This is a genomic window from Chloroflexota bacterium (assembly GCA_026389585.1).
Lineage (GTDB): Bacteria > Chloroflexota > Dehalococcoidia > UBA2247 > RBG-13-53-26 > JAPLHP01.
The window spans coordinates 1-15569 of sequence record JAPLHP010000014.1 but is presented as its reverse complement, the minus strand read 5'-3'; the positions used below and the strand labels follow the sequence as shown (position 1 = coordinate 15569).

The window sequence follows — 15569 nt, the reverse complement described above, 5'->3', positions numbered from 1 at the left end:
GGACTCTGACCGATAAACTGCTGCATCGCTTGCACGTTGCCGTCCGACACATGGGCGGCCATGCTCGCCGTTGCCTTGCGTCCACCTGTCGCTAGCAGTCCCCGCACGTAGACACCACCCCACCGACGACGCTCCGAGCGGTCCAGGGACACCAACATGCTGTCCAGAAAACCCTTCAGTCGTTCGCGTTGAGCACGTGTTTTGTTCATGACCATAGTATGTGCTCAACGCCAGGTCATTGTCAAGAGTACTTAACGTAATAGTACTAGCAACGAAAGCCAAACTCGCACAACAATATCCAACAGGGTGGAGACCACTATCTTCACGATCAGCACCCAAGTCAGGATGCGGTCTGCCCCACCAGGCAAATCGGGCAGTTGGTGGGCAAACGTACCATGTCCCGATCCTGCAGTTACCTATGGCAACGAAACGTTTGCTGTAGTGCGCTCATGGCAGTAGAATATCTCAACAGTAAGCCAAGACCGGGAATGTATTATGCTTAAGGCCATCCTTTTTGATCTGGACAATACGCTGATTCACTACAGCGAACGCAAGTTCTTTGAGAGCTACCTCCCCGGGATCATGCTGGTGTTCGCTGATATTATGCCCGGTGACGTCTTAATAGAGAGGCTCCTCAAGGGCATCCAGTCGCTGCTGAATAACAATGGCGAAATGTCTAACGCAGATCGTTTCCTGAACGTCTTCTGCACCGGTTACGAAGGATTCAGGGACGAAATCTGGAAACGTTTTATGAGGTTCTACGATACCGAGTACGATCACCTTCAGTCTCTGGTCTCGGTGTCTCCAGGGGTGCGCGAACTGTTCCTCCGATTAGAGAAGACAGACGTGAAGCTGGTGATTGCCTCTAACCCCATCTGGCCTTTGACGGCTCAGACCAAGCGGCTATCGTGGGCAGGCATCGGGGACCTGCAATTTGACCTGGTAACCCACATCGAGAATACGTCCTACTGCAAACCCCGCCTTGAATACTATCAGGAGATTTGCAGAAGAATCAGCGAGCCCCCGGAGGCATGTTTGATGATAGGGAATGACCCGGTGAATGATATGATCGTGGCCAATATCGGCATGAAGACATACCTGGTCACTGACGGAGATGCGGCAGACATGGAGCTCAGTCGGAGTTCTCATATCTATGCCACGGCCGAGATCCGCCAGCCCGATTTTCAGGGACCGCTGTTGGGTGTTGTTGCCCTGGTTGAAGGGTTGCTGAGGAACAAAGAACCCCTGTGAACACGGCGGCGGCCGCCTCCTAATGAGTCTCTTCGTGTTTCAGCAGCCATTCCTTTCGCCATAGTCCACCGGCATATCCCGTTAGTTTCCCATCCTTGCCAATAACACGGTGACAGGGGACAATGATCGCCAGGGGGTTCTTCCTGGCCGTATTACCGACAGCCCTGGCGGCCTTCTCATAACCAATTTCCCTGGCGATTTCTGAATATGATTTGGTATGGCCATAGGGAATCCTGCGCAAGGCCTTCCAGACACGTTTTTCAAAATCAGTGCCCTGCAACCGGACAGGTATCGAGAATTCCCGGCGTCTGCCGCAGAAATACTCGTCGAGTTGCCTCACGCAGGGTTGCAGGCATTCGTGAATTTGGGCACCATTACCACCCGTATTACTGGCAAAACGCACCGACAGGATACCGTCCGCCGTCCCCACAATCTCTAAGGCCCCGATTTCGGACGCGTAGTATGCCGTATGTTGCTCGACCATATTTGACTCCTTGCTTGCCGGTAAGCAGGACATACTTATTAGCAGGAAACACGTGCACCGAGACGCCAGTGTGCTGTCTATTATAGCTATATTTTTGCACCTGATACCACAGTCTGGATCTCTCAGCCCTCCAAATTCGGTAGTGTATCATTGATACACTACCTTGCTGCCTTTCCTCTTGACAAGCTGCTTAATACAATATACAATTCCATTTAATGTAACAAAATAACAAAGTAGCGAATATAGGGGAGGTCATATTAATGGCTCCAGTGATCCGAATCGACGATGAAGTTATGACTGAGCTCAAAAAACGAGCAATAGAATTAGGTCTTGTATTTGAGCCGCCTAATGCAACACTGCGGAGAGTGCTAGGATTGGCTTTGGAACACTTTGTTGCCGGAGTTGCCTCTACGACTGAAGTTCCGGTCGACCCTGGTGCAAAGATGGCCTCGAAGGACGAAGGAGAGAGCATGAAAAGGGCGGCGACACTTGTTATTCATGCACCTCGATATCAGGTCGGGAAAAAATCCTTCGAGGCGGTCTTCTCAAGTCGTACAGGGGTAGGATACATAATTTATGACAGGGATAAAAGCAGACTCCAAGTTCCAGGTTCGAACGTGGTGCTGCTTGCCAATGACCTAAAGCGACGGGCAGAAGGATGTCTCATCAAGTTAACTCCAACAACAAAGACAAAGTCGGGGAGACAACGATATGACGTGCTTGTCGACAAGTGGACGGAAGTTGTTTTCAAACCTGAAAGGCTTAACCGCTGCGGAATTGCCATTATCTAACAACCAGAAGTGACGATATCCATCGGCACATATTGATGAAGGGAGAGGGAATTTCAATGGGGCAAAAAATATCGGAATCAGACAGGACAATCGTCAGGAAAATCAATCAGGTCTTTGAAATAACCTCACGTATCGTAGAGAGCCTGATTTTACGGATGCCCCTGAAGAGATAATGGGGTTGGCTGGAAGCTAGGCCGCATATTTAAGGAGGTGTGGATTGACGAGAGATGCAAACAGAGATTCAGGTACTTCAGACTGATTGCCAAGGCATCTGGCTTGATGTTCGCTCTGGGTGCCGTCCTCATATTCATGATCCAGTATCTACCGGCACACGCGGGAAGGCCTGTGCTGATCATCTTTATCATAGGGTCTCTACTCTGGGCACTCGATACTCTATGGAGCACATTCGATGACTGTCGTGCGCTCACCAAAGAAATCAGGGAACACAGATCCTAAACTCATCAGGCGCTTGGTCGTCGCAGTTTGTCATTTCTTTGGTGGACTATACTTCGGAAGAGGAATAGCCTTATCTGGCAAGGGACTTATGACCTTTTCCGGCCAAAGGCTTGCCCCATCGCCAGACTCATCCCATCTCACTCCGCCAGGAACCGGAACTGGCCTGGCAACATTTCCCTGTTTCTGTGTTGGATTTGGTTTCATTGTGACCTCCTCAGTCGATGCTGAGTTCATTATATCATCTACGTCAATTTGGCCGTAGCCACTTTCAAAATGACACACTACCCGAAATTCTAAGGAAATTCTAGCAGTCCTCTAACGTTTTTCTAACACTGACAGTCTTATACTGACCTGCTGTCAGAGCTTCTCAGGCTTAGAGAGGTACTATTTACATAACCATAGCACCTGCCTGGCCGCAAGGCAGGCAGTGCGAAAGGAGGCAGTGTGTTTGGATCGATAGGAAGAAGCTGGAACCTGGCCAAGCAGAGCCTGGGGGTCGTGCGCAAAGACCCGGAGTTGATGATCTTCCCCATCATCGCTTTCATTGCAGGTGTGGTGGTAGCAGGCATACTTGGGGGTGTGGGGTTCGCAACGGGCGCCTTTGGCGGCAGCCAGAGCGTATCTGCTCTTGGCATACTGTTCATCTTTTTGTTCTACTTCGGCACCTACTTTATCACCATCTATTTTCAGGTAGCGCTGGTGGCGTCGGTCAAGCTCCGTCTGTCAGGGGGTAACCCCACTCTTGGATACGGAGTCCGGGAAGCCAACAAACGTCTGGGGGCAGTCCTCACCTGGGCGGTTATTGCCGCCATCGTAGGCCTGCTGCTGCGCTTGCTGGAAGGAGCCGCCCGCAACAATACCAAAGGCTGGGGGCGAATCGTGGCTCAGATTGCCATCGGGTTGGTGGGAATGGCCTGGAGCCTGGCAACCTTCTTTGTAATACCCGTCATTGCCTACGAGGGGGTGGGCAGTTTCGAAGCCATAAAACGCTCGGTTGGCGTCATCAAGCGGAGCTGGGGTGAGGCGGTTGTCGGGCAGGCTGGCATAACGCTGGCGATGGGGCTTCTGGCCCTGGTTGTGGGCGCAGTGTTCGGGATAACCGGTATACTCGCTCTGACCAGCGGGAGCACCGCCGGACTGGCCATCGGCATAGTCCTCATCTCCATTGCTGTGCTTGGTGTGCTGTTCATTGTGGCCCTTTCATCCACTCTGCAGTCCATCTATACCACCGCATTGTACGAGTACGCCACTGCAGGCCGGACGGGAGACTACTTCTCCCGTGATACCCTTGCCGGAGCCTTCAAGTCAGGCCAGTCAATTTAATATCGTGATATAATCCCACATGTGGATACACTGATAATAATTGCCGGCGAGTATCTTATCGCTGCCGTCGGTTTGATAGGCGTGGTCGCTGCACTCCTGTCAAAAGGAACGGTCCGAACCAGGATAGTAAAGCTGGCCATTCTCTCCTTCCCCATCGCCTTCCTGGCAGCATGGGTTGCCGGCCATCTTTACTATGATACCCGCCCCTTCGTAGTCGAACACGTCCAACCGATCATTCATCACCAGCCAGATAACGGCTTCCCCTCGGATCATGCCCTGTATGCGATGGTGACCGCGGCAGTGGTATTTGCCTATCACCGCAAGCTCGGGCTGTTCCTGGGAATACTGGGGATACTCATCGGCATTGCCAGGGTAGCGGCCAAAGGCCATCACCCTGTCGATATCATCGGAGGAGTTGCAATAGCGATCACCGCCACGGGCATAGCCTGGCTGATATTGAGGAAGGTGGATCGAGGTTTCGGTCGGCCAGACAGTGACCAGTCTTAGTGATGGTAGTTGACACCCCCTCGCTGCTTATGATATTGTCCAAGCCGATTTCCATGCAAATATATCTATTCGCCTTAGATGTCCGTAGACTCATGCGCCAGCACTGCACGAAGGCACGTCCTTGCTGGGGGCATTACACAGATTAGATCGAGCCCGAACTGGAAAGGAGCAAATGTTATGGGGAACAGCAGCCTGAACTGGAGACGGTGGGCATTTATCCTGGGCATGGCCGGTTGCGCCCAGTTCGTCGTTCTCACTGTCGTTGCCATGTTCTTCTATCCGGGTGGAACGAAGGCCAACCCCGAGACGACAGGCTATTCATTCTGGAGCAACTTCTTCAGCGATCTGGGTAGAACTGCCACCTACGCCGGAGACTCGAATACAGTTTCCTCTCCCCTCTTCATCACCGCGCTCTCAGTCGGCGCGCTGGTCCTCGTTCTCTTCTTTGCAGCCATCCCCCGCCTGTTTGCAGGAAGGAGAGCCACCAGAAATCTCTCTGTCTTCGGGTCGATCTTCGGCGCAGTCTCGGCTGTTTCATACGCAGGCGTCGCGCTCGCGCCGTCGGACCTCCATCTCACAGTGCACAGGCTGTTCGTTTACATCGCATTCACCACGTTCCTCCTGGTGGTGGCACTGTATTCCGCTGCCATATTCCTCAGTGAAGACTATCCCAGGGTCTATGCGTTCACCTATCTGGGTTTTGCCCTTATCCTGGCGATCTACCTTTGGCTGCTGTTCGGCGGTCCGCATGCCGACACATCGAACGGCGTCAGGATTCAGGCAACCGGACAGAAGATTGTGGTGTATGCCGAGATAATATGCATGTTTATTCAGTCGTATGGGGCATTGAAGATGGAGAGGCAACCTCACGCAACGGCACAGGCGTCATGAAGGTTGTACCAGGGCTATCCAAAAGCGATTCTAGCCACTCCGCTATTGTGAGTCCTGTACAGCCTTGAGCGATTGATTCAGACGCTCCAGAAAAGCCTCTCTATTCGATGGTGATATGACGACGTTCCAGCCCTTCGTGCGGACGATCTCCATCGCACCGCTCGACGAGGTAGCCAATCGGATGCCCCAATAGCCAAAGGTGTCCCCCCTGGAGGCCGGATTGGCCTCCTTTATGGTGGATAGGGGAATGTCCATACCGAACGGCCATCCCAGCACTATTCTGACCTTGGTATTGAATATCTGGTATCGCCGCGGTGCAACAAAGTAAAAGAGCAGCGCATCCAGGAGAGTCACCCCAAGCATCGTCAGGCCTCCTGCAACATCAACAAAGAGGAGCACAATCCCTGCTACGAGAGTGCCCGCCAGAATGGCCCCCAGGATTAGCTTCAGTGACCAGTCGTACCGGGGGATATCTTCGTACATCAGATAGCACCAGCCGCCTGGCGCGGTTGGCAAGGGACTCTTCTTCATCTCTTCCAGGTGGTTGGCATCAACCTCAGTGCCATCTCACGTGAGGCTTTTCTACACTGCTCTGCTTCATTGTCAACCACACAGAGAGCAGGGACAGCAGGATGGAGGATAACCATCCTTGTTCTGCTAACAGCGGTCATCCTATAACCCCGGCAGTTCTCTCGCCAGCTCGGAGTGCGAATAGTCCGGCTTCCTCCCATTATTAACTATCTTGTTAACGACAGTATAGCGTTGCGTTCTTATCAACGCTTCCATAAATCTCGACCGTACCTGCCGTTGTGCCAACAGCCTTCTGGATAGTTGCGGAGAGAGGATGAGCTTCAGAAGACGACGTAATACATCTTCTCTCCAGAGCGTGCGGTTATCGAGAAGCAGGTTCTGCAGTTTCCCTGTGGTGATCGCACTGAGAACTATGCGCTCAAAGGAGTCTCTCGGTACAAACATCGTCTCTTTCCTTCTTTCCATAACCCTGCTCCCGGTGGGGCAGAACCTGACGCAGACGCCGCACCCAATGCACCGGTCGGCGTCAACCCTGACATATTCGCTACCGTCTTTGTCTTCGCCAAGACTGATGGCATCAACAGGGCATCGTTCGACACAACTGCCACACTCTTTGCATTCACCCCGTCCCTGTCCGGAGATGTAATTCGTGGTTATCCTCGCATTGTAACCCAGCTTTCTATATGACAGCAGGCCATCGCAACAGCAAGAGCAACAATTGCAGATCCAGTTGACACCCTCCTGCACGTTATCCCCCAGTTGCACCAAGCCAAGTTCCATACATTCTTCAAGAATCCGATGGGCTTCCTTCTGACCGATCTCCCTGGCGATCTTATGCTTGGCGAGACTCTCCGCTGCCGTATTGAAGGTGAGACAGACTTCCTGAGGATTCTGGCAGGCTTTCCCCAGATGTTGCATTTTATGGCGGCAGTAGCAGATACCGACGGTAATGCGGGTGGCTGTGTCGATGATGTGGGTGGCTCTCTCATAATCGAGTACCACGACCCTGTCGTTTTCTGAGATCGTGTCTTCCTGGACAAAGATTCTCAATATGCTGGGTTCAATCGCAAAGACTGACCTGATGAAATCCGGTTCGGTATTGACGTATTGGTAGTACAGCTCGGAGAGGACTTCCTTGTCGAAGCGGCCATCTAAACGCATCAAGGAGAACTCAAAGAACCCCGCCATGGTGGGAGTCATAACATAGGCCTGGATTTCACCAACGGCGAGATCAAACAGAATACCCTTGTCCGCCAGTGTATCCAGTATCATTCTGGCTTCACCCTCGGACTTTCTCCAGAGCTTGGCCGCCTCTGCAAGGGTAAACGCATTAATGGGAAGAACGGACACCAGTTCCGCTTCCTCTCCGGTAAACAGTATCTCCAATATTCTGGAGAGAGCTCCGGAAGGAGGCGCACCCTGTGGTGCCTGATCCAGTCTATTCTGCAGGTTGCGATAACTCTTTGAGGTTATGTGTGCCATGCTAACTGTCCCCCAATCCCCCCGTTGGCCAGCAGTGGATGGATATCTCTGACGACCTTATCACTGTGATCACATGATGTCAACTTGTCGCTTGTGGAGGTTGTCTCCATAATGCGTGAATCCTGCTACGTTCCGAAATTAGCGGACAGACCTGAAGGTCTATCCCTACTGAGAGACAGTAATCATTCCCACGCCCTGCTCACTAATGTCATTCCCCTTTCCCTCACATGTCATTCCCGCAGAAGCGGGAATCCAGCCATTCTCCCTCCCCTGGAGGGAGTTAGAGGGAGGGGGCAACATCACCCTCACCCTAGCCCTCTCCCATCGAAGGGAGAGGGCATTGCAGATATCCCCTCCTGGATTCCCACGTTCGTGTGAATGACAAGAGAAGAACATTGTCATTGCGAGCCATTCACTCTGGGAAGGATCCGCAGAAGGACGACGAAGCAATCTCCACAAACAGCCATGAGCTATGAGCCATCCTTCAGCAGAAGGATCAGCTATGCGCCCTCAAGGAAAGGCGTTGGGGTGGGTTCAGCCCTCTCGGGGCGGTTTGAAAACCGCCCCCTACGACGGGGCAACGCGTGGCTGTCGTCCTCATATTGCCCACTGTGTCATTCTCGCGGAAGCGGGAATCCAGCCATTCTCCCTCCCCTGGCGGGAGGGAGTTAGAGGGAGGGGGAAACATCTCTCTTTCAAGCAGGGACAGAGCTTCAGTTCTGTCCGAAATTAGCGGACAGACCTCAAGGTCTATCCCTACTGAGTGGTGGAGGGCGCAGCGCACTTTGCCCCTGCAACGCGCCGGCTTCTTAAACAAGGTGGGTCACCACAATCCTCACTCCAATGCCTATGAGGACTAATCCCCCAACCGCCGTGGCCCATCTGCCAAACCACGTCCCGATTCGTCTGCCCGCATAGAAACCTGCACCCGTCACCAGGAAGGCAATGCCCCCAACTATCAGGGCGGCAATCATTATCCTTGACTTCAAAAAGGCCAGGCTCAGTCCGACTGCCAGCGCATCAATGCTGGTTGCCACAGAAAGGGTGATCAGGGCAATTCCCTCAGTGATGTTGGTCCGTTTCTGACCGTCTTTATGAGAACTGCGTGCCTCCCAGATCATCCTTGCACCGACCACGGAGAGCAGAGCAAAGGCCACCCAGTGATCGTAATGCCCCACTATATCCACAAGCGTTTTCCCGGCCAGCCACCCCAGAATCAGCATGCCAAACTGGAATAACCCGAAGGAAAGAGAGGTGCGCAATGCCTGGCGGTAGGAAAAGTCCTGCATCGAGATGCTACCGGCAATGGCGACAGCAAGGCAGTCCATGGACAAGCCAAGTGCTATCAGGAGTATGGAAAGCAAGTCCACAGCGGCAATAATATCAGGCGAGCGGTGGTGGGACAAGCGATGTCCATGTCCCTCTGCATTACAGACCATACTGTTCCGTATCACCTTGCAGGTTGACAGGCAGAAAGCACTTGTGTTACTGTCCGAGGCAACCGATGTCAGGCTCGGAGGAGCCGTTATCCGGCCAAAAAGATGGCCAGAACCGTTTGGTTCCAGGTCATAAAACACAGGTGAGAGAAACAATTCATACAGGAGGCAGAGCAGCATGCTGAAAACAATCGCGCTGATCAAGAGAAAGCCAGGAATATCACGGGAGGAGTTCGTCAAGCACTACGAGGAAGTGCATGCGCCGCTGGCGTTGAAGCATTTCCCCACTTTCAAGAGATACGTGCGGAACTACCCCATCGCTATGCCTGGTGCTGAGGAGATGGACTTCGATTGCATCACTGAATTCTGGTTCGATGACATAGAAGGGGCTATGAAAGTCCAGGAAATACTGGGCGACTACAAGACGGAAGTGGGCAAGATCTTTCTTGCTGACGAAGAGACGTTCCAGGACAGAGGCAAGACGCGGACTTTGCTTATCGATGAAAGGGTTTCAAAATAGAAGAAAGACCCTGTCAGGAACCACCCCATCCGGACACACTTGGGGGAGAACAAGGTTCAGTGCACCGGGTTCACTGGCAGGGCTAGGCGAGATGGTAGTGCTGCTATGAAAGTCCTCGTAACAGGCGGATTCGGAAACGTTGGAAGAAGCTGCCTGACAAAGCTGCGTGAGCAAGGACACCAGGTGAGGTGTTTTGACATCCAGACAAAGGGCAACGAGAGGAATGCCAGGAGATTCAAAGGGCAGATAGATGTGGTGTGGGGCGACATGCGCCGCCCGGATGACGTGGCCGCTGCCGTGCAAGATCAAGAGGCCGTTATTCACATGGCATTTATCCTGCCTCCTGCCAGTGACGATAAGCCCGAGCTGGCCTCGGATGTCAACGTAGGCGGCACCAAGAATCTTCTCCACGCCATGAGGAACCTCCCCTCACCACCCAAGATCATCTTCATCTCTTCATTCAGCGTCTTCGGCGAATGCCAGCAGAAGCCGCCGCCCAGGACCGTTTCCGATCCGGTGCAGCCGATGGACAATTACAACCGTCACAAAGTGGAATGTGAGAGACTGGTCAAAGAGTCGGGGTTTGATTGGGCCATCCTCCGCCTGGCAGTTGTCCCTCCGCAGGCGCTGAGCGGATTCAGTCCGAAGATGTTCGATGCTCCCCCAGGAGCGCGCGTGGAATTTGTACATCCGCAGGATGTGGGGCTGGCTCTGGCCAATGCGGTGATCTGCGATGAAGTCTGGGGGAAGATTCTGCTTATCGGCGGCGGGGCAGATAGCCAGTTGTACTATCGAGATTTTGTCGGCCGCATGATGGAGTCTATGGGGATCGGCAGGCTTCCGGACAGAGCCTTCGCCTCCTGCGCCTCTTCATACACCGACTGGCTCGATACCGCTGAAAGCCAGAGGATTCTCCAGTACCAGCAGCACTCCTTTGAAGACTTCGTTCAGGAGGTGGCCGCCTCTCTGGGCTATAAAAGGTATTTGATGCGACTGTTTGCCCCACTCATCCGCCGGTGGATGTTGAGCCAATCACCCCATTACAAGGCAGGCAAGCCTGCCTGATAGTCAGGTGATGCTTGGACAAGGAGGTACGCCCTTGAGCAACACGCTGCATTTTCCGAAGCTGTTTGAACCAACACGCATCGGACAAATGGAACTCAAAAACCGCATTGTGATGCCGCCGATGGGAACAAACATGGCCACGCCTGACGGCCACGTCACGGAGAGAATCAGATCCTACTACGAGCAACGGGCTAAGGGCGGTGTCGGTCTTGTGATCGTGGAGACGACGTGCATCGATGCCCCTGTGGGCAAGACAACTGCATACCAGTTGGCCATAGACAACGACAGGTTCATCCCCGGTTTGAGCCAGATCGCGGAGGTCATCCACCAGCATGGTGCCAAGGCAGTACTGCAGTTGCAGCATGGCGGAAGAGGAGCCAAGTCATCCATTACCGGTATTCAACCGGTCGCCCCTTCGCCGGTTCCGATGCCATACGGTACACAAGTGGGCTATGAGGGCGAGATGCCACGAGAGCTGACCGTCGGCGAGATCAAAGACCTGGTCCGCAAGTTCGCCCAGGGAGCCCAACGGGGCAGGAGGGCCGGCTTCGATGGCGTGGAGATCCATAGCACCGGCTATTATCTGGTGGCGCAGTTCCTCTCTTCCACAGCCAATGTTCGTCAGGATGAGTACGGAGGCAATCTGAGGAATCGGGCCAGGTTCCTGCTCGAGATCATCGATGCCGTCAGGGAGACCGTGGGGGAGGTTTATCCCCTGCTGTGCAAAATCAGCGCTATGGAACTCGGTCCCGGGTCAGGTATTACCCCTGAGGAGGCACAACAGATAGCCCAAATGGCCGAGGAGGCAGGGGCTGATGCCCTGGAGATAGCCGCAATGCTGTGGGGCATCATCCCTCGTCTGCCGCCGCCGACCGCAGAAGCCCCCGGAGGGCTACTTCCCTTCGTGGAAGCAATGAAGAAGATGGTGAAAATCCCGCTCATTGCCGCGGGCAGGATAACTCCGGAACTCGGCGAGAAGACGCTGCAGGAGGGCAAGGCCGACCTCATTGCTATAGGTAAGGGTCTGATCGCCGACCCTGAACTCCCCATGAAAGCAGCATCAGGAAGAGTGGATGAGATTAGGCCCTGTATAGGCTGTCTGCGGTGCATCGACAATCAGACGGTCAAGGGAAAGGGCATAATGTGCTCCGTCAATGCGGCTGCAGGCAAAGAGCGGGAATTTGAGATCAAGCCGGCCGGGAGAAGCAAGAAGGTGGTTGTGGTGGGCGGCGGCCCTGCCGGCATGGAGGCAGCCATAGTGGCTGCATTAAGGGGTCATCAGGTAACGCTTTATGAGAAACAGGCAAGGCTGGGCGGGCAGTTGCTTGAGGCTGTAGTTCCGCCGCACAAAGACAACCTCCCTGGCTTTGTCGACTACCTCACATCCCAGATGACTAAGAGAGGCATCGATGTCAGGCTGGGCATAGAGGCTACTGTTGAACTGATATCCGCGGCCAGGCCGGATGCAGTGGTCCTGGCTGCAGGGGTGACTCCCTCTGTGCCACCCATTTCAGGAATCGACAGAGCCAATGTCATAACTGCGAAGCAGGTGCTGAACGGCGCCAAGGTGGGAGACGCGGTAGCCGTCATCGGGGGTGGGCTGGTGGGATGCGAGACAGCAGAGTACCTGGCAAAACAGCGCAAGAAAGTGACGATTGTGGAGATGCTGGACGAGGTGGCAGGCGTAATGCCGCTGGCTCTCCGGAAGCTGCTGCTGGCCAGACTGGCCTACATGAAGGTCACCGTTTTAACCGGCGTGAAATGTCAGGAGTTGACGGAAGGCGGCCTGCTCATCATCACCAAGGAGGGACAGGAGAAAACCATTGCTGCCGATAGCATAGTCCTGGCTGCAGGTGGCAGGCCGAATACGGCGCTCCTGGAGGAACTGAGGCGCACCGTACCCGCAGTGCACCTCGCCGGGGACTGTGTCGACCCCCGGGGGATAGCAGAAGCCGTCGCTGACGGACGTAGCGCCGGACTGGCCATATAGCCAGCTGCTGTCTGCATTCAAGAACATGCTAGCAGATTGACCATTCGTCATTCTGCTCATCATAGCAGAGTTCAAAGAATATCTTGTCCTCAGTGCAGATTCGAAAGTGCCTCACCCCCGGTTCCAGCCATTCCCTGTCAATCCCCTCAACCTTGTATGTCACGCCGTGAAGTATGAAGGAGACAGGGCGCTCAGGGTAATGACGGCCTGAGTGGCAGTGAACCTCAAGGTCTTTCATGTGTGCCTTCTCTCCGGGACAAGCTCGGCCTTCAAAAGTACAGACGAAAGCCATAGGCTGACGCCTCAAAACCCAGTGACCGGTAGAGCTGATGCGCTTCCTCCCGGGTCCTGCCGCTGCAGAGCTGCACCTTGTGGCATCCCGCCTCTCTGGCACGACCGACGGCATATTCCAGGAGCGATCTGGCAACACCCTTGCGCCGGTGTTTCTCGGTGACTATCAGGTTCTCCAGGAAAGCCCAGGGAGTACCATTGTGGGAGAGGTTTGGCGCCAGTAGGAATACCAGGGTACCCACGACCTCGCCCTGATCCTCAGCCACAAGAAGCTCCTGCCTCTGATCGGAGCAAATCTCAGCGAACACCCTTTTGTAATGATCCGGAGAAGGACTCCGGCTTTTCTCAATCTGCGAAGTGGTGATAGTCAGCTCATCGTATAGCTCAATGATCCTCGGGATATCCTCTTCAGTAGCCAGCCTGATGTGTATCATGCACTCCTCTCGATGGAACCATTGTCCCGGGTCATAGGCCTATTGTAACCCAAGTGGCGGTTGACTGGCATATTCTATAGCTTGACTTGATGTCTTTCCCGATCAGAATAACCGCCTGCCACCCTGGGAAGAATATTATGGGACGCGGTAGTGTATCATTTTGAAAATTTACAGAAGTGCCCATTTAGTATGAACTTTGGGGTAGAAATAATGAGATATTTTTGTGTTATGTTTTCTTGATTTCATTTATGAAAAAATATTGACAAATGTGTTGCTGTTACTTTAGGATATGACTACTTCCGTACATAGTTCTACCTAGCAAGGGGTTTATTGCATCTTTTAGTATGGAGGTGAGGGGGATAAGATGGTAACATACGGAGACGTTATCTCACTCAACAAGAAAGAAGCTTTGGAACTCGCTAGCAAGGAAAGCAAAAAGAGACTAGGTATGACTATCAGTGAATTTCGTAAGCGCCAACAAGCCGGTAAGTTGCCACGTTCTACTGCTGTGCGCGATATTGAGATGATATTGAAGTTTGCAGAGTAAGAATGTCGGAGATATCCAGAAACTTCGTGAGTACGCCGATTATCTGAATAGCGTCTTCAACAGGACTATTACGGATAGTCGACTTACTATATTGCAGCGTGCTGATTGTCTCTTCATTACTTGTTTTCAAAATGGCAACTTCCTTCCTCTTGTACTGAAACCGCTCAGTTATTTACATTTTCGTCAGTTAGCTTGCGTGGATAATCGAAGCAAAATCATTGTTGAAGAGTGCCGTTACACTTTTTCTAAATCACCCAACCCAGATGACGAAAGCAAATGGATATTTCGCTACGAATACAGCCTGAAACCAGAACCGAATAAAATTATTCCGCACGCACACCTGCATCTAAATGCGTTCCGTAATGACAAGACGATAAAACACATGCATTTCCCCACAGGTAGACTCAGTGTGGAACAAATCATTGCACATCTGATAGTGGAACATCAGATAAAACCCAAAATGGCAGATTGGTTCAAGCTATTAGATGATTCCCACAAGGGATTCACGAAAAGGCGTAATGACCTGGCCTTAGCACTTTTCCCTTGATTCATCTCCGATCAGCCAAGCTCACAATGTCCTCAACTGTCCACACATCATCTGTTATACCTGCTGCCATTGACGGAGTTCGTGGATAGGGATTAGCCAGCGTCTTGTGAGGTCTCACAAAGTTGTAGTGCATGAACTATAGAGCCAGAGCATATTCATGGTTCTCCAGTTTCTTTGAAAAGGCATTGGTCAAACGGGTGAATCGTCTCATACTCATCCTCATAGTGAGATTCTGACGCCAACAAAGCTAGTGTAGACTGCCTTGATATTAGGATTGCCCATGACTCTATGTTTCTCTGCCCCAGTACACTTGGCCGGACTGTAGCGCTTCTCTTGCTCCGGTTCTTGACCGTAGAACTTCACCAGCATGGCATAATCAACATCAGCACCAAATACTTGTTCCACTGCTTCAGCATACATCTTGTGACCATCTGTAGTGATCTGGATTCTATTTGAAAGCCTACCCTTCAGGTTATTGATGAACTCATAAGCAAATTCGATATTTCTCAGCCAACAAGCCAGCAAGGAACCAACTTTGTGTCTGCATCTATTGCCGTGGACGTCCAGACGTCGCCGTAACCAAATTCACCATCGTGTTCCTCTGGTACGTTCTTAGCCTTCGAGTAAACGAAGCTCCAAATCTCATCACACTGAAGGTTCTTACATGGTAGATGGTGCATTGACTTGTCCTGGTACTCTAAACACGCGGCACCAACATCCCTGAGCAACTTGACCACTGTATTGATAGCTGTATCAGTTATGCGAGCGGTACTGCGTATGGAGTTGCCTTCACGCAGGACTCTTATGATCTCGGTTTGGCGGTCTATGCTCAGTTTGTTCACGGTGCTATTGTAGTGCATTTTGCATTACATATCAAGCTCCCTATGTTGTTGTCCAGCGAAAATGTCACCCTAATTGTTCAGCGAATTTGTCACCCCTTGTCATAAAAGGCTTTGTAAGATCTACGCCAAGGATGATGCGGACCTGGCTTGTGTCCATTACTGCGGAGCGGGCGGTTGACCA

The 15569-nt window shown here is 52.6% G+C and carries 20 protein-coding genes; 10 read left to right on the top strand and 10 right to left on the bottom strand.

All coding sequences use genetic code 11. From position 1 onward, the window contains the following. On the bottom strand, positions 1-209 hold a 209-nt coding region (locus NTZ04_01150; GenBank protein ID MCX5990931.1), incomplete at its 3' end, for a transposase. Between the two features lie 286 nt (positions 210-495). Here NTZ04_01150 and NTZ04_01145 point away from each other — a divergent pair. Continuing rightward, a complete protein-coding gene (locus NTZ04_01145; protein ID MCX5990930.1) occupies positions 496-1251 on the top strand; it encodes an HAD family hydrolase in 756 nt (251 codons plus the stop codon). A gap of 19 nt (positions 1252-1270) precedes the next feature. Here NTZ04_01145 and NTZ04_01140 read toward each other — a convergent pair whose 3' ends face one another. Beyond that, positions 1271-1735: a methylated-DNA--[protein]-cysteine S-methyltransferase gene (locus tag NTZ04_01140; GenBank protein ID MCX5990929.1), complete on the bottom strand. Its 465-nt coding sequence runs from the start codon at positions 1733-1735 to the stop codon at positions 1271-1273. Positions 1736-1995: 260 nt separating this feature from the next. On the opposite strand from NTZ04_01140, the gene NTZ04_01135 reads away from it, so the two are divergent. After that, entirely contained in the window at positions 1996-2526 is a 531-nt protein-coding gene (locus NTZ04_01135; GenBank protein ID MCX5990928.1) for a hypothetical protein, read from the top strand. A 486-nt stretch (positions 2527-3012) separates the two neighbouring features. Here NTZ04_01135 and NTZ04_01130 read toward each other — a convergent pair whose 3' ends face one another. Next, positions 3013-3186, bottom strand: coding sequence for a hypothetical protein (locus tag NTZ04_01130; GenBank protein ID MCX5990927.1), 174 nt, complete (start codon positions 3184-3186; stop codon positions 3013-3015). A gap of 240 nt (positions 3187-3426) precedes the next feature. Here NTZ04_01130 and NTZ04_01125 point away from each other — a divergent pair, with 240 nt between their 5' ends. The 3 genes from NTZ04_01125 to NTZ04_01115 all read left to right on the top strand — a co-directional run bounded on the left by NTZ04_01125 (position 3427) and on the right by NTZ04_01115 (position 5703). After that, the gene (locus NTZ04_01125) at positions 3427-4305 is read left to right on the top strand and encodes a DUF6159 family protein (GenBank protein ID MCX5990926.1); all 879 of its coding nucleotides are present in this window, start codon (positions 3427-3429) and stop codon (positions 4303-4305) included. Between the two features lie 21 nt (positions 4306-4326). Further along, entirely contained in the window at positions 4327-4812 is a 486-nt protein-coding gene (locus NTZ04_01120) for a phosphatase PAP2 family protein (protein MCX5990925.1), read from the top strand. Between the two features lie 177 nt (positions 4813-4989). Then, entirely contained in the window at positions 4990-5703 is a 714-nt protein-coding gene (locus NTZ04_01115; protein ID MCX5990924.1) for a hypothetical protein, read from the top strand. Between the two features lie 42 nt (positions 5704-5745). On the opposite strand, the gene NTZ04_01110 is transcribed toward NTZ04_01115, so the two are convergent. The 3 genes from NTZ04_01110 to NTZ04_01100 form a co-directional block, all read right to left on the bottom strand. Beyond that, positions 5746-6234: a PH domain-containing protein gene (locus tag NTZ04_01110; protein ID MCX5990923.1), complete on the bottom strand. Its 489-nt coding sequence runs from the start codon at positions 6232-6234 to the stop codon at positions 5746-5748. Between the two features lie 141 nt (positions 6235-6375). Continuing rightward, positions 6376-7716, bottom strand: a complete 1341-nt coding sequence (locus NTZ04_01105) for a 4Fe-4S binding protein (protein MCX5990922.1) — start codon at positions 7714-7716, stop codon at positions 6376-6378. A gap of 809 nt (positions 7717-8525) precedes the next feature. Further along, on the bottom strand, positions 8526-9155 hold the full coding sequence (locus NTZ04_01100; protein MCX5990921.1) for a manganese efflux pump MntP family protein: 630 nt from the start codon (positions 9153-9155) through the stop codon (positions 8526-8528). Positions 9156-9330: 175 nt separating this feature from the next. On the opposite strand from NTZ04_01100, the gene NTZ04_01095 reads away from it, so the two are divergent. From NTZ04_01095 to NTZ04_01085, 3 genes are all read left to right on the top strand, one after another. Next, positions 9331-9672: an EthD domain-containing protein gene (locus NTZ04_01095; protein MCX5990920.1), complete on the top strand. Its 342-nt coding sequence runs from the start codon at positions 9331-9333 to the stop codon at positions 9670-9672. 105 nt (positions 9673-9777) lie between these two features. After that, on the top strand, positions 9778-10737 hold the full coding sequence (locus NTZ04_01090; protein MCX5990919.1) for an NAD(P)-dependent oxidoreductase: 960 nt from the start codon (positions 9778-9780) through the stop codon (positions 10735-10737). A gap of 34 nt (positions 10738-10771) precedes the next feature. Beyond that, a complete protein-coding gene (locus NTZ04_01085) occupies positions 10772-12727 on the top strand; it encodes an FAD-dependent oxidoreductase (GenBank protein ID MCX5990918.1) in 1956 nt (651 codons plus the stop codon). A gap of 28 nt (positions 12728-12755) precedes the next feature. Here NTZ04_01085 and NTZ04_01080 read toward each other — a convergent pair whose 3' ends face one another. After that, positions 12756-12965: a hypothetical protein gene (locus NTZ04_01080; protein ID MCX5990917.1), complete on the bottom strand. Its 210-nt coding sequence runs from the start codon at positions 12963-12965 to the stop codon at positions 12756-12758. A gap of 31 nt (positions 12966-12996) precedes the next feature. Beyond that, the gene (locus NTZ04_01075; protein ID MCX5990916.1) at positions 12997-13452 is read right to left on the bottom strand and encodes a GNAT family N-acetyltransferase; all 456 of its coding nucleotides are present in this window, start codon (positions 13450-13452) and stop codon (positions 12997-12999) included. 364 nt (positions 13453-13816) lie between these two features. Between NTZ04_01075 and NTZ04_01070 the strand changes: the two genes are divergently transcribed. Both NTZ04_01070 and NTZ04_01065 read left to right on the top strand, forming a co-directional pair. Beyond that, positions 13817-13999, top strand: coding sequence for a hypothetical protein (locus NTZ04_01070; GenBank protein ID MCX5990915.1), 183 nt, complete (start codon positions 13817-13819; stop codon positions 13997-13999). Between the two features lie 91 nt (positions 14000-14090). Beyond that, positions 14091-14546, top strand: a complete 456-nt coding sequence (locus NTZ04_01065) for a hypothetical protein (GenBank protein ID MCX5990914.1) — start codon at positions 14091-14093, stop codon at positions 14544-14546. A 219-nt stretch (positions 14547-14765) separates the two neighbouring features. On the opposite strand, the gene NTZ04_01060 is transcribed toward NTZ04_01065, so the two are convergent. Both NTZ04_01060 and NTZ04_01055 read right to left on the bottom strand, forming a co-directional pair. Continuing rightward, on the bottom strand, positions 14766-14966 hold the full coding sequence (locus tag NTZ04_01060) for a hypothetical protein (protein ID MCX5990913.1): 201 nt from the start codon (positions 14964-14966) through the stop codon (positions 14766-14768). An 86-nt stretch (positions 14967-15052) separates the two neighbouring features. Further along, complete coding sequence (locus tag NTZ04_01055) at positions 15053-15406, bottom strand: hypothetical protein (protein ID MCX5990912.1); 354 nt, start codon at positions 15404-15406, stop codon at positions 15053-15055. Positions 15407-15569 lie beyond the last annotated feature (163 nt).